21 protein-coding genes are annotated in these 19,677 nt (G+C 38.7%); 16 read left to right on the forward strand and 5 right to left on the reverse strand.

Annotated features, from left to right (window positions below; all coding sequences use genetic code 11):
• Positions 1–123: 123 nt before the first annotated feature.
• The 3 genes from MKY65_RS08970 (at position 124) to MKY65_RS08980 (ending at position 2,114) form a co-directional block, all read left to right on the forward strand.
• The gene (locus tag MKY65_RS08970) at positions 124–1,002 is read left to right on the forward strand and encodes an MBL fold metallo-hydrolase (RefSeq protein WP_339184116.1); all 879 of its coding nucleotides are present in this window, start codon (positions 124–126) and stop codon (positions 1,000–1,002) included.
• Positions 1,003–1,076: 74 nt separating this feature from the next.
• Positions 1,077–1,922, forward strand: a complete 846-nt coding sequence (locus MKY65_RS08975; RefSeq protein ID WP_212928308.1) for an SPFH domain-containing protein — start codon at positions 1,077–1,079, stop codon at positions 1,920–1,922.
• Between the two features lie 12 nt (positions 1,923–1,934).
• A complete protein-coding gene (locus MKY65_RS08980) occupies positions 1,935–2,114 on the forward strand; it encodes a hypothetical protein (protein WP_042533423.1) in 180 nt (59 codons plus the stop codon).
• 76 nt (positions 2,115–2,190) lie between these two features.
• Here the strand turns inward: MKY65_RS08980 and MKY65_RS08985 are convergent, their stop codons facing one another.
• Positions 2,191–2,754, reverse strand: a complete 564-nt coding sequence (locus MKY65_RS08985) for a GNAT family N-acetyltransferase (RefSeq protein WP_212928309.1) — start codon at positions 2,752–2,754, stop codon at positions 2,191–2,193.
• 504 nt (positions 2,755–3,258) lie between these two features.
• On the opposite strand from MKY65_RS08985, the gene MKY65_RS08990 reads away from it, so the two are divergent.
• On the forward strand, positions 3,259–3,942 hold the full coding sequence (locus MKY65_RS08990; protein WP_339184119.1) for an Rpn family recombination-promoting nuclease/putative transposase: 684 nt from the start codon (positions 3,259–3,261) through the stop codon (positions 3,940–3,942).
• A gap of 738 nt (positions 3,943–4,680) precedes the next feature.
• On the opposite strand, the gene MKY65_RS08995 is transcribed toward MKY65_RS08990, so the two are convergent.
• Positions 4,681–5,574 carry a TIGR01777 family oxidoreductase gene (locus MKY65_RS08995; RefSeq protein ID WP_339184121.1) on the reverse strand — a complete coding sequence of 298 codons (894 nt, stop codon included), beginning with the start codon at positions 5,572–5,574 and terminating at the stop codon, positions 4,681–4,683.
• A 91-nt stretch (positions 5,575–5,665) separates the two neighbouring features.
• Between MKY65_RS08995 and recX the strand changes: the two genes are divergently transcribed.
• Together recX and MKY65_RS09005 are read left to right on the forward strand one after the other, a co-directional pair.
• On the forward strand, positions 5,666–6,490 hold the full coding sequence (recX, locus tag MKY65_RS09000) for a recombination regulator RecX (RefSeq protein WP_339184122.1): 825 nt from the start codon (positions 5,666–5,668) through the stop codon (positions 6,488–6,490).
• 60 nt (positions 6,491–6,550) lie between these two features.
• Positions 6,551–6,883, forward strand: a complete 333-nt coding sequence (locus tag MKY65_RS09005) for a YfhH family protein (protein ID WP_339184125.1) — start codon at positions 6,551–6,553, stop codon at positions 6,881–6,883.
• A gap of 125 nt (positions 6,884–7,008) precedes the next feature.
• Here MKY65_RS09005 and MKY65_RS09010 read toward each other — a convergent pair whose 3' ends face one another.
• On the reverse strand, positions 7,009–7,998 hold the full coding sequence (locus tag MKY65_RS09010; RefSeq protein ID WP_339184126.1) for a metal-dependent hydrolase: 990 nt from the start codon (positions 7,996–7,998) through the stop codon (positions 7,009–7,011).
• A 72-nt stretch (positions 7,999–8,070) separates the two neighbouring features.
• Between MKY65_RS09010 and mutY the strand changes: the two genes are divergently transcribed.
• The 4 genes from mutY (at position 8,071) to MKY65_RS09030 (ending at position 12,120) form a co-directional block, all read left to right on the forward strand.
• Entirely contained in the window at positions 8,071–9,147 is a 1,077-nt protein-coding gene (gene mutY / locus MKY65_RS09015) for an A/G-specific adenine glycosylase (protein ID WP_339184127.1), read from the forward strand.
• 174 nt (positions 9,148–9,321) lie between these two features.
• A complete protein-coding gene (locus tag MKY65_RS09020) occupies positions 9,322–9,498 on the forward strand; it encodes a gamma-type small acid-soluble spore protein (RefSeq protein ID WP_040984584.1) in 177 nt (58 codons plus the stop codon).
• A gap of 176 nt (positions 9,499–9,674) precedes the next feature.
• Entirely contained in the window at positions 9,675–10,208 is a 534-nt protein-coding gene (locus MKY65_RS09025) for a DUF402 domain-containing protein (RefSeq protein WP_339184131.1), read from the forward strand.
• 163 nt (positions 10,209–10,371) lie between these two features.
• The gene (locus MKY65_RS09030; protein ID WP_339184132.1) at positions 10,372–12,120 is read left to right on the forward strand and encodes an ABC transporter ATP-binding protein; all 1,749 of its coding nucleotides are present in this window, start codon (positions 10,372–10,374) and stop codon (positions 12,118–12,120) included.
• A 76-nt stretch (positions 12,121–12,196) separates the two neighbouring features.
• Here MKY65_RS09030 and MKY65_RS09035 read toward each other — a convergent pair whose 3' ends face one another.
• Positions 12,197–13,495, reverse strand: a complete 1,299-nt coding sequence (locus MKY65_RS09035; RefSeq protein ID WP_339184134.1) for a glutamate-1-semialdehyde 2,1-aminomutase — start codon at positions 13,493–13,495, stop codon at positions 12,197–12,199.
• 274 nt (positions 13,496–13,769) lie between these two features.
• On the opposite strand from MKY65_RS09035, the gene MKY65_RS09040 reads away from it, so the two are divergent.
• From MKY65_RS09040 to perR, 4 genes are all read left to right on the forward strand, one after another.
• The gene (locus MKY65_RS09040; RefSeq protein WP_339184136.1) at positions 13,770–14,204 is read left to right on the forward strand and encodes a potassium channel family protein; all 435 of its coding nucleotides are present in this window, start codon (positions 13,770–13,772) and stop codon (positions 14,202–14,204) included.
• A gap of 62 nt (positions 14,205–14,266) precedes the next feature.
• Positions 14,267–14,740, forward strand: a complete 474-nt coding sequence (bcp, locus tag MKY65_RS09045; RefSeq protein ID WP_339184138.1) for a thioredoxin-dependent thiol peroxidase — start codon at positions 14,267–14,269, stop codon at positions 14,738–14,740.
• 26 nt (positions 14,741–14,766) lie between these two features.
• Positions 14,767–15,324, forward strand: coding sequence for a cob(I)yrinic acid a,c-diamide adenosyltransferase (locus MKY65_RS09050; protein ID WP_339184140.1), 558 nt, complete (start codon positions 14,767–14,769; stop codon positions 15,322–15,324).
• 98 nt (positions 15,325–15,422) lie between these two features.
• Entirely contained in the window at positions 15,423–15,869 is a 447-nt protein-coding gene (gene perR, locus MKY65_RS09055) for a peroxide-responsive transcriptional repressor PerR (RefSeq protein ID WP_042533451.1), read from the forward strand.
• 127 nt (positions 15,870–15,996) lie between these two features.
• Here the strand turns inward: perR and MKY65_RS09060 are convergent, their stop codons facing one another.
• Positions 15,997–16,368, reverse strand: a complete 372-nt coding sequence (locus MKY65_RS09060; protein WP_339184143.1) for a YgzB family protein — start codon at positions 16,366–16,368, stop codon at positions 15,997–15,999.
• 250 nt (positions 16,369–16,618) lie between these two features.
• Here MKY65_RS09060 and MKY65_RS09065 point away from each other — a divergent pair, with 250 nt between their 5' ends.
• Both MKY65_RS09065 and MKY65_RS09070 read left to right on the forward strand, forming a co-directional pair.
• Entirely contained in the window at positions 16,619–17,500 is an 882-nt protein-coding gene (locus tag MKY65_RS09065) for a nucleotidyltransferase-like protein (protein ID WP_339184145.1), read from the forward strand.
• Positions 17,501–17,907: 407 nt separating this feature from the next.
• On the forward strand, positions 17,908–19,281 hold the full coding sequence (locus tag MKY65_RS09070) for a transposase (RefSeq protein WP_339181899.1): 1,374 nt from the start codon (positions 17,908–17,910) through the stop codon (positions 19,279–19,281).
• Positions 19,282–19,677 lie beyond the last annotated feature (396 nt).

Genomic DNA, 19,677 nt, shown 5'->3' on the forward strand with positions numbered 1-19,677 from the left:
GCTTACATATCGCCTGCATAAAACAACGGCAGAAATTCCTTTCAACAATTACCAATCACCTGTCGTCATATCGAGCTTTCTTTTTGCTCAAACTAATGAAAAAGAAGGGAAGGTATTTAAAGTATGCGAAAAAGTGTTTTTATCCTCTTATTTATACTGATAACAATACAATTTCATACCCCTTCAACCGCCCATGCAGAACAAGAAATGCCTGTAATGAAGGTGCATTTTATTAATGTTGGCCAAGGAGACAGTATTTTAATCGAGACGCCTTTAGACCGGACTATTTTAATTGATGGCGGGCCTCCGGAGGCTGGCGATGCTCTCGTTAACTATATTAAGGAACTGCGGATTAATGAAATTGATTTAATGATTGCTACTCACCCGGATGTCGATCATATCGGCGGTTTAGTAAAGGTCCTGGATGAGATAGATGTAGGCGGTGTGGTTGATATCGGCAAGCTTCATCCGACAAAAACATTTGCTGCATATATGAATCGGATTCGTGATTTACAAATACCGCTGACAATTGCTGAAAAAGATACACCGATTGAGATTGATCCAATGATTTCCCTGGATATTTGGAATGCAGCACAGCCATTAACTTCTCCTAATGCATCCTCGTTAGTTTTAAAGCTTAATTACGAAAAAACAGACATGCTTTTAATGGGAGACGTTGGTAAAAAGGAAGAGAAGGAGATACAAAAAAAGCATGATGTCGATGCAGATTTGATTAAAATAGGGCATCATGGCTCGAATACAAGCACGGCTATGTCTTTTTTGGAAGCGGTAGATCCTGAAATTGCTATTTTAACCTACAGTAAAGATAATAATTACGGTCATCCTGTTCCTCGTGTGATTGATCATTTATATGAAATCAATGCACTGATTTATTCTACTGCCGCATTAGACAGTATTACAGTTGAAACAGATGGAGAGACGTTAATTGTAAACCCAAGAATGGATCCAATTCAGAAATTTGTGGAAGAGCATGCAGGCTAACATCATATCTTTTTACAATTTAATACAAAAATGATATCATTATAGTATAATAAAGATATGAAGGAGTGGATTTCATGCAGGAACGTAAAGCGTGGAGCATTAATGGTGCACTTGGAATCGGCCTGATTGTTGTTTTACTTGCATTAGGGGTATTCAGTATTGTTCAATCGTATGTCGTTTTAGGGGTTGTGCTTGTTTTAATTGCGGGTATTCTAATCAGCGGGATAACGATCGTGCAGCCTAATCAGTCTGTTGTTGTTATTTTCTTAGGAAAGTATATGGGAACGGTGCGTCGTGAAGGAATTTTGGTAACTATACCATTTTCTGTACGCAGAACAATCTCCTTGAGAGTTCGTAACTTTAACAGTAATCGGCTGAAAGTGAATGATGTGAACGGAAATCCGATTGAAATTGCTGCAGTGGTTGTTTTTAAGGTGGTAGATGCAGCGAAAGCAGTTTTTGATGTTGATCAATATGAGGATTTTGTGGAGATTCAAAGTGAAACAGCTATTCGCGCTGTGGCAACAACGTATCCATATGATTCTTTTACCAATGAAGAATTAACCTTACGCGGAAATGCAGATGAAGTATCAAACCAATTAACAACAGAGCTTCAGGACCGTCTGCAGGTTGCTGGTGTAGAAGTGATTGAAGCGAGATTAACACACTTAGCATATTCTACAGAAATCGCTCAGGCGATGCTGCAGCGTCAGCAGGCAAGTGCAATTATCTCAGCCCGGGAGCAAATTGTTCAGGGTGCTGTCGGAATGGCCCAGGATGCTATTTCCCGCTTGGAAGCAGATAACGTAGTGGATTTAGATGATGAACGCAGAGTGGCAATGATCAATAACCTGCTTGTTGCCATTGTCTCCGATCAAGGAACACAGCCGGTAATCAATACAGGATCGCTTTACCAATAAGCAGGGGTTATTATGGCGAAGAAAAAAAACTTTCCATTACGTATTGATCCTGAGCTTTATGATATATTGCAGCGCTGGGCAAAGGATGAGTTTCGCAGTGTCAATAGCCACGTTGAATTTTTGCTGAGAGAATCTGCTAAACGGGCGGGAAGACTGCCGAAAAAACAGGATAAGAAAATTGGGGAAGATTAAAGAATTTCGATGGAAATCCCGAACGAATAGCCTTAAGAAATCATCAGGAGCTGTGATTTCTTAAGGCTGTTTTTATTTAGGATACTTCCTCATCAGAATTGACAGCAGCTTCTGAATGAAATTGCTGATAGGACAGATAATGTTCTTTCGTAATCACAAATAAATCATATATTGCTTCATTAGAATGTGCGTTAACGCGTTTATACATAGAGTCGTATAATTCATTTGCAAAAGTAACGTAAGGAAGCTTTAAAACAGCTTTTAAAGAGCGTTGGTTACTTTTTTGCACTTTCATAAAGATACCATCAATGCCTTTAGTAGTAAAAAGTTCATGAAAGAAGGCATCTTTTGCTTGGCGATTATAGCCTTTACCAAAATACGGCTTACCGATCCAAGTAGCTAAAAATCCATAATTATCCTCTATATCAAAAAGATTGATCGTACCAATTGGCTGCTGATACTCATCTAAAATCGTTCTGGAAATTAATTCTCCACGGTCTTCCGCTTCTATTGTCTGTTTGGTTGAAAAATAAAATTCATCCACGGTTGCAGCTTTTTGCCTGACAAATGGGTATACCTCAGGGGCTGTCATCAATTCATATAAAGCTGGCACTTCCATTAAATCACGTATTTTAAGCATAAAAATACCCTCCTTTTTCCAGGCGGGTACATTCATTAGCAAAAAAGCCGCAGCTAGTGAGTCACCCGCCCTCGAATTTTTATTTTTAAAGTAGCTTGGAAACAAAAATTCGGGGCGGGAATCGAACCCGCTAGAACCAGGAAACCCCGGTGGCGCACCATTTGCCTTCCCTATTTAATTGATCTTCTATCAATACAGCCGAATAGGCTGTTCATCAGCTCTTTTCAAATTCATTTTTGATAATTTTATTGTATGATTTTTTTGGGGAAATGCAAGTGTTTTTTTAATAATAAAGCATGAAATTTTTGTAAGTTTATTTTGTACCAGTCTAGCTGCAGCCGATTCGAAACTAGAGAAAACGTAAAAAAGCAGGAGAGAATGGTTACCAAACAGAAATAAGAAAATAGCATAAAAAAACCTTGATTAAAGAACGTTTGTTCTGTATACTTTGTTTAAATAGTCACCTTAGAAACTCACCTTATCAAAATAAAAGGATGTGTTTTTATGCCCCAAATATGTCTCCGAAAAGTATACTCCTCATCCGAAATAATCCCTTTGCATGTACAGGAAGAATCCAAGTCATACAACAAATATCAAAGAAGAAAAGAGCGCACCAACAAAGCACTGCATCGAATACCGGATCTCCAATTAATGGATTTAAAAGTAGACTATGCTTTTAAACAACTATTTGGAAACGAAAAGAATAAGGATATCACTGTCGTCTTTCTCAATGCCATTTTAGCCAAATCAGGAAGAAGTCCAATTCAGCAGCTTTACTTTCAAAATATCGAAATTGGCGGCGAGTATGAAGAAGATAAGAAATCCAGATTAGATCTCTTAATCAGGACGGAGAATAAAGAATGGGTCAACATAGAAATTCAAATCAATAATGAGTATAATATGATTAAAAGATCGCTGTATTATTGGTCAAGACTTTTTTCAGAGCAGCTGAAAGAAGGGCAAAGCTATAAAGAATTGTACCCTGTCATCAGTATTAATATCATGCATTTTAACCTGCTGGATGAAACGGACGCCTTTTATAATATCTTTCGTCTGTATGAGATGAAGCAGAAAAACAGAAAAAAGAAGTGGAAAAACAGAAGGAAGAGGCAGAAAAGCAGAAGGAAAAGGCGGAAATCAAAAGAAAAGAAGCGGAACGAAAAAGGCTTGAAGCAGAGTCCGCACTAAAGGAATCTGCAAAACAGACGGCACTCAAAATGTTAGAGCAGGGGATAAGCCAAACGGCCATTTTACAGGTGACGGGTTTAACCTCAGAGCAATTAGAGATGATTCAGCAGGAGGCATCAAAATAAGCAGAGTGTAAAGTGCTCTGATAAAGTGAAACTTCCTTCAATGGGGTTTTTCGACGCACAGTTCTTTACAATGGGGCAAGTAATCCCAGCAATGTTGTCAGGTTAATGAATTTTATAAAAATTATATTTGATACAAGTAGATAGCAACAAGACTAACTAGCGAAAGAAAAACACGGGGACTCCTGGTCGGATAAGAACTGTCACATCCTGTGACCAACGACCGACATTAGGACGTCCTGTCCGTCGTGGGAAAGCGCGGAGGGAAGACCCCGCAGAAAAAAGCGAACTTCTTTTTTTACCCTCGGGGCATAAGTGCGGCTTTAGCTCTGTCTGCGCCTGTCGGCTTGCCAATCGCTAAGTCTTCTTTATCGAGGATGCTGAGTTCAAGCCCACGGAAAGCGTAGTGTTTTTCCGGGGTTGCGATTACTCACCCCACCATAACCCGTCGTAGCGGTCGCACTAACCTGACAACATTGGTAACCCTAGCCCCAGCCAGTTACACTGCGATAAAATAGAAAATAACAAGGAGCATGCAGGAAAATAACATGGCATGCTCCTATACAAAACCAGCATTTTTTCTTTGCTTTTTTACTTAAAAAAGCATTTTCATGATTTAATTATTTTTCAAATCTAATAAAGCCTGATTGAGGGAGGGGAAATCGTACGTGAATCCGTGTGCGAGCGCCTTTTCTGGATACGCGTACTGTCCTTTTATCAGAAGCTGCGCCATTTCTCCCAAGGTAAGATAAAAGAATACAGCCGGCAAATGAAGCCAATTCGGTCGTTTGTATACCTGTGCTGCTTTTTTCATAAAATCTTTATTGCGTTTAGGAGTAGGAGCAGTAATATTGATTGGACCTTTTAAGGTATGATTTTCTAAGCCAAAGGTGATTAAGTTTACTGCATCTTGAACATGTATCCAGGAAAGCCATTGCTCGCCATCACTGATGTGTCCGCCTGTATATAATTTTACCGGCAATGACATAAGCGGAAATGCACCGCCGTCCTTGCCCAGCAGTATGCCAAAACGGGCGTAGATTGTTCGAATTCCCAACTCTTCGGCTTCATTCGCTTCCTCTTCCCATTGCCTTGTTACAGATGCAAGAAAATCGGTACCAGGCTGCGTCGTTGCCTCAGTGTAGATGAAATCTTCAGACATCCCGTAAAATCCTACTGCGGAGCCGCTAATAAATACATCTGGTTTTTCCTTCATGGCTTTCATTAATTGGACAAGATACTTGGTGACACGAAGACGGCTGGTAAGGATAGCCTCCTTCTTCTTTTTCGTCCAGTATCCAAACAATGATTCTCCTGCAAGATTAATGACAGCATCTATTCTCGGAAGTTCATCTGCGGTCGTATCATACCCCATAAAAGTCAGGTGCGATGTATTTGTTTTTTTCTCAGGAGAACGGGTCAGGATATATAATTTATGATTAAGGCTGGTGAGGTGTGCAGCCAATTTATTGCCTAAAAATCCTGTAGCTCCGGTTATTAGTATGTTCATAATATTGAAACCTCCTTTAGATGATATTTTAAAGTATATATTTCATGTTATCTGCTTGCTTCATTTTTTGCTATGATAAAAAGAGAGGTGAATGATGTTGCGGAAAATTACCCGAATTACAACGCAAAAAAAACAGAAGCATCGCTATAATATATTTTTAAACACATCAGCTGGTGATGAATATGGGTTTAGTGTCGGTGAGGATATTCTCATTCAATTTCGTCTGGAGAAAGGAATGGAATTAGATAATGAACTCATCGAAACACTGAAGGAACAAGATAATCTCCATAAAGTATATACCCTTACTATTCACTTTTTAAGCTATCGAATACGTTCGGAAAAAGAAGTGATTACGTATTTACAGAAAAAAGAAGTGGAAGAGGAACAAATTGCTGTCATTATGCAGCGGTTGAAGAAAGAAAAACTGCTTGATGATCAGCAATTTGCTGAAATGTTTGTGCGCTCGCGTATAAATACAAGCTCAAAAGGTCCAAAAGTCATTGAACAGGAGCTCTTTGAAAAGGGGATTAGCGGACAAATTGCTGTAAATGCTTTAGAGCAATATACGCCAGCCTTGCAGAAAGAAAAAGTTCAAAAGCTGCTGGGAAAAAAAATAAAGCAAAGCTCGAAGGATTCTTTTCAAAAACAGATAAACCAAGCCAAAAATACGATTCTTCAAAAAGGATTTAATCAGCAGCTTGTTTTTGAAGCAATTCAGACCATGGACCAGGAAGAGGATACAAATCAGGAATGGGAGGCCTTGAAATTTCAAGGAGAAAAGCTGTATCAAAAGCATGTAAAAAAATATGAAGGCTTCCAGCTTAAGCAAAAAGTAATGGAAGGTTTATATCGAAAAGGCTTCCATTTCGATATGATTCAGCAATTTGTTGAGGAATACATGGGAAATCAAGAATAAATGTGGGTTACTTTTCTGTTATATTTGGTACAATAGGAATCGACAGTAAGGGGGAGAAGAATGAAATTTCGATATAGTGATTATTCCATAGAACAGCTGCATCAAGAAATTGGGAAACTAAAAGAGCAGGCTCAAAAAGCAGAGCAGCTTGGGAATATTTCAGAGATGCAAATATGTGAAAGAAAAATGCAAGTAGCGCTTGCCTACACAATGAGTCCGGATGATTTTGAAAAAGAGGAAATTTATCAGCTTAAAATGGAAACAGGCTATAAATTCAGAATATCCTATATTAATGGGGTATTTGCATGGGGTTATCGTATTGATTTATTAAATGAAGAAAGTGAAAATATTGAAGCCTTGCCAATCTCCTTATTAGGAAAAAAAGTGAACTGAATAAAAACAACTCAGGCGAAATCCGTTTCACCTGAGTTGTTCCTTTTAGTTATCGAAATAAGGTACCGCTGTTTCAAACGCCTGAACCATTTGCAGAGTTACCGTATTCACGTCCTGTATAAGCTTTAAGGACTTGAGTCGCTTGGTATCAATTTACTTTGAAGCTTCTGTTCTGAGAAAATCCAGCCTGTATAGGAAGTAATTACTTCCAGGCTCTTATCCAGCTTTACCACAGCTACAAATGGATAATACCCTTTGCTGCGATAGCGTAAATCAATAAAACGAACTTCTATAATATCCTCTTCATCCGTATTTATTTCCCATCGGTACACCGGTGAAAAATTTAAAAATGAAGAGATATTTTTATCTTTTATCGCAGCTTTGATGACATCTGTATCGGGTAAAGGTACTCGATAAAATTCATCAACAATCTCAATGTGCCGGTTCTCAACGCTGCCTACATAATAACGGTCGCTTGTCGTAATAGCAACGCGCCAATAATTTTGTTTAAGCGTAGGGGATGTAGCGACAATCTCTGTATCAGGGAAGTATTCTTTGATTTTCTGAACGATTTCCCTTTTGTCCATATAGCGTTTGATGTAATATAATACAATGACTGTATAAATAATCAGCCAAGTGTATCCGGGATTGGCACCTAATGCCCACGCGACGATACCAGCTACATTCAAGAAAAAAATGTAAGGGTCAAATGTATTAATAAACCCTTTGGCAACCCATTTTTTGGTGAATGGCCGAAATGCCTGTGTACCATACGCATTAAATAAATCGACAAAAACATGGATGGACACAGCTAACAATGTCCATAGCCAGAGAGTCAAATAGCTCACTTCTGGAACAAATAAATAAATTGCTCCAGATACAAGCAGGCTCCACATAAGAATAGCAGGGAGTGAATGAGATGCTCCGCGGTGCTGTCTTATATACGTTGCATTATTTTTTAATTTAAAAATCGTATCAAAATCAGGAGCGTGTGATCCGACGACTGTTCCAACCAATACGGCATGAAATAGAGTAGGATTACTTTGCACATTTGGGTCTAACGTTGCTAAACCGCCAAGTGCAACACCCATAACGATATGCGTACCAGTATCCATAGTTACATATCCTCCTTAAGTTGCTTCCATCAAAGCACTCCAATATTATTTTAACACATAGGACGTGAAAACATGAACGATAAAAGATTAGAACAAATAAATATTTCCGCTTTTCAAGAAGATTTACTTAGATGGTACGAAGAAAATAAACGTGATCTCCCGTGGCGCGAAAATAATGATGCTTATCGCGTCTGGGTCTCAGAAATTATGCTTCAGCAAACGAAAGTAGATACGGTCATCCCTTATTTTAATCGGTTTATGGAGAAATATCCAACTGTATATGAACTGGCTGAAGCTGATCAGCAGGATGTTTTAAAACAATGGGAAGGCTTAGGTTATTATTCCCGCGCAAGAAATTTACAAACAGCAGTACGCGAGATTGTAGAAGCATATGATGGAAAAATCCCGGATGACCCAAAGCAGCTCAGTGACTTAAAAGGAGTAGGGCCATATACAAAAGGGGCGATTCTTTCTATTGCTTATAATCAGCCGATTCCGGCGGTGGATGGTAACGTCATGCGTGTTTTCTCCCGCGTATTGCATATTGAAGAAGATATTGCTTTAAACTCCACCAAAAAGTTGTTTGAATACTACGTAGCGGAAATGATTTCAAAGGAAGATCCCTCCTCCTTTAATCAAGCTATTATGGATTTAGGTGCGACGATATGTACGCCGAAGCAGCCTATGTGCATGTTCTGCCCGGTGATGGAGCATTGTCAGGCATATGTTGATGGAATTCAGGAAAAGCTGCCTGTGAAAAAGAAAGCAAAGAAGCAGCAAAAGAAAAAATATATTGCATTGCTGATCCAAAATCAAGAAGGGAAATATATTATTGAAAAAAGACCGGATTCTGGACTACTTGCAGGATTATGGCAATTTCCTATGATACCTGCCGATGATATCGTTAAAAAAGACTGGCAGCTATGGCTGGAAGAAAATTATGGGTTAGATGTGGAAATCAAAGAATCCTGCACATCCATCAAACACGTTTTTTCTCATATCATTTGGAATGTAGATGTACGTAAAGCAATCACGAATCAGGAAACAGTAAAGGATGACCGCTTAAAATTTGTTTCCTTAGAAGAAATGAAAGAATATCCTTTTCCTGTTTCACATCAAAAAATGATACCCTTCTTAGAGGAAAAATGAAATATTATCGAATGTAACGACGAAATATAAATACTGATAAAAATATTTGTCATCAAAAATACGCCTTAATGCTTTGTCGGCCGGGGTTTCCAACATGCTAAAAATATTTCTTTAAAAAAGTTTGGATAAAGAAATGCGCTTCGGGACAAATTAATTATTGCGGAGGTGATATTGATGGCTAAAAAACAAAATCAACAAAACCAACAAAATCCTGCAAAAACAAACGCAGCTGAAGTAAGAAAGCAAAACCAACAAGCAGCTCAAGGACAATATGGTACTGAGTTTGCTCAAGAAACAGATGCACAAGAAGTGAAAAAGCAAAACCAACAATCTCAACAAAACAAGCAATAACATCTGTTTTACCCAAAAGGGTTTCCAATTACGGAAACCCTTTTAATGATTCTACATATCAATGAAGAAACCATTATGGAAATAAAAAGGACTTATCCTTTAACTTTTATGGCTGAAGGCTTATAATATAAGATAATTCATAAATCACTGTATGAAAATGGAGAGGGAGATTTTGGATGGTTTCTCCAAACGCTGGTTCCAAAATGATGATACAAAGTTATAAACATAATGGACAACTTCATAGAATCTGGAAAAATAGTGTCGTATTAAAAGGAACGGAAAGTATTATAATTGGAGCGAATGATCGGACAAAAGTCATCGAAAGCGATGGTCATTCCTGGATGACGAGAGAGCCAGCCATTTGTTATTTTGATGCGAAGCATTGGTTTAATATTATTGGTATGCTCAGGGATGATGGAATTCATTATTACTGTAATCTCAGCTCCCCATTTGTTTACGATGAGGGGGCGGAATCGCTAAAATACATTGACTACGATTTAGACGTGAAGGTATTTCCAGATATGACGTTTAACCTCCTTGATGAAGATGAATATGAAGAAAATAAAGTTTTGATGAAATACCCGGAAGAAATTCATCATATTCTTTATCAGCAATTAGAATTATTAATTCATTGGATTCGCCAGGGAAAGGGTCCTTTTTCTCCGGGGTTTGTCGATGATTGGTATGAAATGTACTTAACGTATCATTAAGTTTGAAAAGAAAACAAATATTTTTAGCGATGTTTGAGCGGTTTGATTGCAATTCGACTGAGTAAAAGGGTATCCTTGTTACGGATGACATAACAAGGATATCCTTTTTTTATTTAGAGGGATATTAAAACGAAATACCTTTTCAAGTAGAGGAAGTTGATAAATGAGCAGCATCAAACAGTATATGAAATTTGTAAAACCATACACATGGAAGATTATTTGGACATTACTCATCGGTGTTGTTAAATTTGGTATTCCGCTGTTAATGCCTTTGATTTTGAAATACGTTATCGATGATATTGTTACGGTAGAAAACATGACCCAATCCGAGAGAATAACCCGTTTATTCTGGATTATGGGTATTTCTTTTGTCGTATTTTTAATTGTCCGCCCGCCGGTTGAGTATATTCGTCAATACTTAGCGCAGTGGGTCGGGAATAAAATTCTTTTTGATATCAGAGGAAAATTATTCGATCACCTTCAAAAGCTAAGCCTGAAATTCTATTCGAAGACCAAAACAGGTGAAATCATCTCCAGGGTAATTCATGATGTGGAGCAGACGAAAAATTTTGTGATGACCGGGTTAATGAATATTTGGCTGGATGTCACAACCATTTTAATTGCTATCATTATTATGTTTACCATGGATGTGCCGCTCACCTTTGTATCGATTATTTTATTCCCGCTGTTCGGGATTTCTGTCAAATACTTTTTCGGACGCTTACGCCGTCTGACAAGAGAAAGGTCACAAGCTCTGGCAGAAGTACAAGGCCACTTGCATGAGCGTATCCAAGGGGTGCCGGTGACAAGAAGCTTTGCGCTGGAAGATTATGAAGATGAGCAGTTTGATAAAAGAAACCGTCATTTCCTGGACCGGGCTTTAAAGCATACGGATTGGAACGCCAGAACCTTTGCCGTGACCAATACGATTACTGACTTGGCGCCGCTGCTCGTCATTGCTTTTGCAGGTTATCAGGTTATTATGGGCAATACATCACTCGGAACGATGGTAGCTTTCGTCGGATATATGGAGCGGGTGTACAGCCCATTGCGCAGGCTGATCAACTCATCGACGACGTTAGTACAATCCATTGCGTCTATTGACCGTGTATTTGAATTAATGAATGAGCCATATGATATTACGGACAAAAAGGATGCGGTTGATCCGGGAAGGCTGAAAGGAAAAGTATCCTTTAATCATGTCTCCTTCCAATATGATGAGGAAGATGTGTCAGTGCTTAAGGATATCGACCTTCATGTCCAAAAAGGAGAGACCATAGCCTTTGTCGGAATGAGTGGGGGAGGGAAATCGACACTAATCAGTTTGATTCCACGCTTTTACGATGTCACAGGCGGGTCGATTGAAATCGATGGAATGGACTTAAGGGATATGCAGGCCCGGGCGCTGCGGGACAATATTGGAATGGTGCTTCAGGATAATATTCTGTTCTCTGAATCGATTGAGACGAATATCCGGATGGGGAACCCAGAGGCAACGAGAGAGGAAGTCATCCGGGCGGCAAAAGCAGCAAATGCGCATGACTTTATTGATGACATGCCCGAGGGTTATGAAACCATGGTCGGAGAACGCGGTGTGAAGTTATCTGGCGGACAGAAGCAGCGGATAGCTATTGCGCGTGTTTTCTTGAAAAATCCGCCGCTATTAATTTTTGATGAAGCAACGTCAGCACTTGATTTAGAAAGTGAACATCTCATTCAGGAAACCCTTGAAAAGCTTGCTTCAGACAGGACAACGTTTATAGTTGCCCACCGTTTAGCAACCATTACCCATGCAAATCGCATTGTTGTTGTGGAAAATGGGGAAATTGTAGAAATAGGTTCGCATGAGGAATTAATGCGGCTCCGTGGTCATTATTATGATTTGTATCAGATTCAAAATCTGGATGAATAAAATTCATTTACAGGATAAAAAAGCATTTCCCAGAGGTTGATTTCTCCGGGAAATGCTTTTTTATCGTGCCATTATATTATTTTTTCTCAGCCATTTTTGCAAATGCATGACCTGCAGCATCGATGGTATTTTCAATATCAGAGTCTGTATGCTCTGTTGTTAAGAACCATGCTTCGTACTTAGAAGGAGCTAAATTAATACCTTCGTTCAGCATAAGCTGGAAGAAGGTTGCAAAGGCTTCTCCGTCTGAAGCATCTGCTTCACTGTAATTGGTTACTTTATCAACGCCAAAGTATACGGTTAAAGCTCCACGAAGGCGATTTATGGTAATGTGGATACCAAATTCTTCTGCTTTTTCCAAGATACCTTCTTCAAGCCGTTTTCCAAGACGTTCTAATTCTTCATATACCCCATCTTCTTGTAACACCTCTAGGCATGCAATACCTGCTGCCATTGAAGCGGGATTTCCGGACATGGTGCCGGCCTGATAGGCAGGCCCGAGCGGTGCAACCTGCTCCATAATATCCTTGCGTCCGCCATAAGCGCCAATTGGAAGACCGCCGCCAATGATTTTACCCATTGCTGTTAAATCAGGCTCGATATTATAGATTTGCTGGGCGCTTCCATAGGTGAAGCGGAAGGCAGTAATTACCTCGTCATAAATGACTAGCGCACCGGCACGATGGGTAAGCTCATTTACTTCTTGTAAAAATCCTTCGAACGGTTCGACAATTCCGAAGTTCCCTACAATCGGTTCGACCAGTACAGCTGCAATTTCACCTTCCCAGCGATGAAGTGCTTGTTTAAAGGCATTTAAATCATTAAATGGAACGGTGATTACCTCTGCAGCACTGGAAGCAGGAACTCCGGCTGAATCCGGCGTACCCAGCGTAGAAGGTCCAGATCCTGCCTCTACCAGTACAGCATCGAAATGGCCGTGGTAGCAGCCTGCGAATTTAATGATTTTTGTACGGTTTGTATAGGCGCGGGCTACGCGGATAGTCGTCATCACCGCCTCTGTGCCTGAATTATTAAAGCGCACTTTTTCTAACGAAGGCATCGCTTCTTTTAACATTTTCGCAAATGTGTTTTCCAGCTCCGTCGGTGTTCCGTATAGAACGCCGGTAGTTGCTGCTTCAGCAATCGCTTTTGCGATATGCGGGTGAGCGTGGCCAGTTATTATCGGTCCATATGCAGCTAAATAATCAATATACTTATTATCATCCACATCCCAGAAATAAGCACCTTGTCCTCTTTTCATATAGACAGGAGAGTCCCCGCCCACAGCTTTATAAGAGCGGGAAGGAGAATTCACCCCGCCGACAATATGTTGTAAAGCTTCTTGATGCAGCTTCTCAGAATTTGTAAATTTCATTATTTCGTTTCCTCCTCATTCTTCCCAACTTGTAAAGGGTATGACACGCTTTTACAAGTTCATTTAAAAGGTAAAATGAACAATTTGGTTTTCTGTAATATTTTACCCAGTTACTAATATAACAAAAAATTACACAGAAAACTTGTACAAACTGTTTTGGTTTCTGCATATACATAGGAAAAGCGGATATTAAAAATTGAGATTCCTCATATTTTGACGTTTGCATCTAGCTGTTTTTTTAATGAGGGAAGGCAGTAGGGGAGGAGTAAAAGAGATGAGTATCCCTTGGATATTCCTTATTACGATTATCATTTTAATTGGAAAAAGCATTTATGATTTCATTCAATATAAATTAGTTCATTCACGTATACAAATGAAGGAAGGACATTTTTCTTTAGAAATTTTTATTGCTATGCTGATTGTTTATTGCATTACAATGGTTGGCTACGGCTTAATCTATTTTATTTTATCTTTTCAAGGAATCGTTATTGTGGAGCATGGAGAGCTTAGAGAAGTGACAATATGGGGATCGGTTGTTCATTCTATTTATTTTAGCGGGGTCACTTTGCTGACTCTAGGCTATGGTGATTTAGCGCCGGTCGGCGTCGGCAGGATCATTGCTATCTCAGAAGCGCTGATCGGCTACATATTGCCGGCTGCTTTTGTATTAAAAGTTGTACAGATCAGCAGCAGAGACAATGATAAATGAATCTTACCCTGCGATATGCTATATTTAAGGGAGAAGATTGAATTTTTAAATGGAGGGATTGGATGCAAGTCGAATTAGGAACAAAAGTAAATGATTTTACCCTGCCCAATCAGAACGGGGAACAAGTCAGCTTATCAGATTTCCAAGGAAAGTACGTTGTTTTATATTTTTATCCAAAAGATATGACACCAGGATGCACCACAGAAGCATGTGATTTCAGAGACCATCATGAAAGCTTCAAGGAACTGGATGCAGTTATTGTCGGGATCAGCCCGGATCCGGAAGCACGTCATCAAAAGTTTATCGATAAGCATGAACTGCCATTTACCTTGCTTTCTGATGAAGATCATCAGGCAGCTGACCAATTTGGAGTATGGAAGCTAAAGAAAAACTTTGGAAAGGAATATTATGGTATTGAGCGCTCTACATTTATTTTAGATAAAGAAGGAAAGCTAATCAAAGAATATCGGAAAGTCCGGGTAAAAGATCATGTTGTGGATGCGTTAAATTATTTGAAGGAAAACATAGCGGATTAAAAATAGAGGGATTGGGGTGGAGCAGCTTGCGAATCTATACCAGATCTGGAGATAAAGGACAGACATCGTTAGTCTATGGACAACGTGTACCAAAGAATCACCTAAGAGTAGAGGCGTATGGGACATGCGATGAAGTGAATTCCAGTATTGGCTTGGCAGTAAGCTATATCGAAGAAACGGATTGGGATAAAAAGGCTGCTTTTCTTGACCAGCTGCACCGCGTACAGACCATTCTTTTTCATGTTGGTGCAGAATTATCGACGCCAAAGGGGAAGGAAGTTTATTGGAAGCTTGAACAGAAGCATATTGATGAGATGGAAAAACAGATTGATGAGTGGGATCAATCACTTGAACCTTTAAAGAATTTTATCCTTCCATCTGGCCACAGAGCTGCGAGTGCACTCCATCATGCACGTACTGTAGCGAGACGGGCAGAGCGTTTGACTGTAGGATTAGAAGATGAAGTAGATAATAAGCTTGTTTTTGTTTATTTAAACCGATTATCCGATTATTTATTTGTCGCTGCCAGGTATGTCAATCAGCAGCTTGACGGAGATGAAAAGTCTCTTCATGTGGATGTTTGATAAACGTGAATTAATTGACATTATGCACACAGGGCGATACACTAATTATAAGAATTATAATCTAATAATATTATTAATTGGGAAGAGAGGTGTTTAGGGTGTCTGAAGTTAAATTACGGCAAGCAATCGATACTTTGAAAAAATCAGGCGTCCGGATTACACCACAGCGACACGCCGTGCTGGAGTATTTGCTTAATTCAATGACTCACCCGACTGCGGATGATATATATAAAGCACTTGAAGGAAAATTTCCCAATATGAGTGTTGCGACCGTTTATAATAATTTACGTGTATTAAAAGATATCGGACTGGTTAGAGAACTCACATATGGAGATGCTTCGAGCAGATTTGACTGTAATACCTCAGATCATTATCATATCATTTGCAATCAGTGTGGGAAGATTGTTGATTTTCACTATCCTTCTTTAGAGGAAGTGGAATCACTGGCTGAACAGGTGACAGGTTTTGATGTAAGCCATCACCGCCTGGAGGTTTATGGTACATGCAATGCCTGCAAAGAGCAGCAGGCAGCAAATGAACAGTGAAGAATGTTAAAAATCGGGTTCGCTGGTAAGCAAGCAGGCGGGGCCGATTTTTAATTACTATATAAAAAAGCGCCATGTTTGCGGGATGTTCCTTTAACGAAATCCTCCGAAGCATGGTGCCTTTTTATTATTTGTTTTCTTCACGGAATTTGCGATGATTATACCGTTCATCAAAATTTTTACCTTCTAAGTTCTTATCCAAAGTCAGCGGTTCTTTGCAATGCATGCATGCATCTACACGCCCTAACATTTTTGTAGGCTTCTCACAGTTTGGACAAACGACAGGAACCGCTCTCAAGGATAAGGTGCCAATCCATATGTATACAACACAGCTCAGTACAATCATCAGTATGCCCAATATAAACAGAGCGAGCATCAGCCACTGAATATTACGAACCATAAGTCCGCCATACATGATTAAGATACCAGCAAACACAAGGATTAAGGCAAAGGTGCGTATTTTATTTATTTTACTTGAATAAGTTAATTGTTTCGCCATTTAAATCCCCCTTAAGTTTCAAATTTAGTATATCATAGAATATTAGAAGAATGAATTATAAAGAAAACTTAGCGAGATAAGCCATACAATGGCTCCGATCTGTTTCCGTTTAATCCGGAATGGTGTATTGCCGGTCCCGGCGAAAATAAAAATTAAAATTTTATCCTTTCTTTACGATGCAAAAAAGGTTTTTTTAAAGTATATATCGAATTATGTTTATTAGAGGCAAAACAGGGAGGCAACAATTAACATGGAGAATTTTCAAAGAATGATTTACCAGGAGCATGCAAGCAATCCAAATACATTAGGAATACTTATTGTGGAGAAATCACTTTTTGATCATCCAATTACGGATGAATTTGATAGTATCTTATTGATTATTGTCGAAAAACAAGAAGTCGATTGGTTTGTTAAACATTATGAAGTAAACGGTCAGACCGTAGCAATGCATATGGTAACGAAATCGCTTCTGATGGATTGGATTGATACGAGCGGATATCGGCGTGCGGCAGAATGGGTGATCTATGGAAGAAAAGCCTATGACAGGAATGAATTTATAAAAGAATTAAAAGATGAGCTTCAATCTTTTCCAAAGGATAAACGTACACTCAGAAAAATAATTGACTTTGGAAAGCTTCTAAAAAACTATAGTGAAGGAAAAGCATTATATGAAGCAAAAGAAGTGATGGATTCTTACAGTAAAATATTAAATGCACTTCATTATTTAGCAAGATTGTCCGTAATTGATCAGGGCTATTATCCAGAAGTAACTGTCTGGAACCAGGTAAAGAGGATTGATTTAGAGGTCTACAAATTATATGAAAAGTTAATGGACAGCACAGAGAATTTAGAAAAAAGAATTGAGCTTATGCTGATAGCAATGGATTTTGTCCTGTTGAATAAAGCGGAATCTGCTTCAACACATTTGTTAAATTTATTAAATAAAGAAGAGGACTATTGGTCCTATGCTTCGATTAAAGACTTACCGGAGATTGAACACTACAGTCTGGATTTACATGCGATTATTTCTTATTTAGAAGAGAAGGATATTATTGATATGAAACTTGTCGCCACCAAAAATCCAGATGTGTTTCAGAGAATGTATAAAGTAAAGAAGTTAGAAGAAGTATAATGATGATTTCTAAATGGAGCATTCCGGAAAGAAAACAAATTACTTATTCTGCAATTTTATGGAATTGCAGAATAAGTAATTTTTGGTTTCTACTATATATTATCTTATATCCGCAGAAGGTTATTTTAGAATAAAACGAATCTGGGGATGGATGAGATTATAGAAGAGGGAACTTTTTCTTCATTATTCAGTATAGAATGTAAAAAACGTGCTGAATAATGATTTACTGTATAAGCGGTACTGAGAATTTGAATCCCCGATAAAAAAGAGTAACAATTGAGTGAATTTCATAATTCAAAGCCCTTGTGTCCCAAGCTTTTTGAAACATAAAAAAAGAAGTACCTCCCCAAATCTTGTATAATGGTAGTTACCCAGAAAACCATAAAAAGACTGGAGGAGTACTTCTTATGACCATTATACGACAACCGAGTCTATTTGGCATCCAAGAATTATATGACATGGAACCTACCCAAAAATATGAAGCGATTATTTCAGCGATTGATCTGGATCGTATTTATCATGCGATTAATAAGAAATCCCGGCTTGGAGCGCCTGTTGAGCTAAATTATGCAGGGATGATTATTTCCTTTTTTATTCGCTACATCGAGCGTATCCCAACCATCAAAGACTTAATCAAGCGTCTAAATGATGACTTTATCTTTAAAATGAACTGCGGATTTCTTGTTTCCGATTCTACACCATCAGAAGCTGCTTATTCCCGCTTGGTAACGAAATTGAGTGAATCAGATATTTTAGAAAAATCCTTCGAAAGCGTAACGCTGGCAGCCGTCACCGAAGGGTTTATTGTCGATGAAGTCATTGCCATTGATGCAACCCATTTTGAAGCACGAGATAAGGCACCTGCCAAAAAAGAAGAAAAATCAGAAACTACGCCAAAAAAGCGCGGACGCAAATCCAAAGAAGAACGCGAACAGTACCTTAAAGACCAAGCGGAAAAGGAAGCAAACCTGCCATTGTATGAAAAGAAAATCGAAGCACAGTTAGACGTTCCGTTAGACATCTTGCGTGCAGAAGTGCCAATAGCCCCCAAATGGGGTGTGAAAAAGAATGCAGATGGTAAAAATGAATACTGGTTTGGCTATAAAGCCCACCTCGCAGTTGGTGCATCCAGCCAATATATTCTGCAATCTTTGTTTTCATCTGGCAGCTTAAATGATGGGAAAGCCGCTATTGCCCTATTGAAGGGAATGGATCAACGACTTCCGCTTACGTCTGCTTCTTACCAGACATTGGATGCGGGTTATGATTTTGAACCGATTTATGAACAGATTCATCGCATGTGTCAACAGTCTGTCATTGCCTATAATAAGCGCAATGAAGGCGAAATGATCGGGTTTGATAAGGATTTTGCCCCAACCTGTTTGCGAGAACATTCCTATAAATATGACAGCTTTGATCCGAAATACGAAACATTGAAATATACCAGACCAAAGGAATGCAGCGACTGTCCCCTTGCGAATGAAGGTATCTGTCAAAAAGTGTATAAAATCAAGATAACTACCGATTTAAGAAGGTATACCGCACCAGCACGAGGATCAAAAGCTTGGAAAAATATTTTCAAACAACGGACAGCAGTAGAACGTGTTAATGCTTATCTGAAAGAGTTCTATCAGCTAAACAATGTTCGTTATCGCACTGGAAAGCGTGCAAAAGTTCATTTTGACATGGTCGCTTTGATTTATAATGCTTCCAAATTAGCTGCTGATCGCATCCAAGCAGAGCTTATTCAGCAACAACAAGCGCATAATTTTTGTTTTTAAAAATACACTTTCGAAAATTCGGTTCGTCTTTGTATTTTTAAAAAGAGCAATTATGAAATTCATTCAATTAATTGGTGATTATAATAACTTAGAAAGGGAGCAAGACTTCTTATTACAAATTTATATATTAAAGTTTTTCCTAATTATGCTTGAAGTGTGTGGAGAGAGTGTAACTTGTTTTTTGATAAAAAGAAAATTTGGACTGTTTTTCATCTACTTTTTAAAATGAAAAGAAGAAAAGCTAAAAAGAACGGAGTTATTTTCTGTCCATTTGTTTCTTTATAAAGGAACATCTGCAAAGAGAAAAGGATGAAGAAATAAAAAGAAGAAGTATATTCTCCATTGCTGTAATATGTAAGGTAAACTCTCTGAAAGCTGATATGGCAACGTTTTGTT

This window comes from Oceanobacillus sp. FSL W7-1293 (genome assembly GCF_037969815.1).
Lineage (GTDB): Bacteria > Bacillota > Bacilli > Bacillales > Amphibacillaceae > Oceanobacillus > Oceanobacillus oncorhynchi.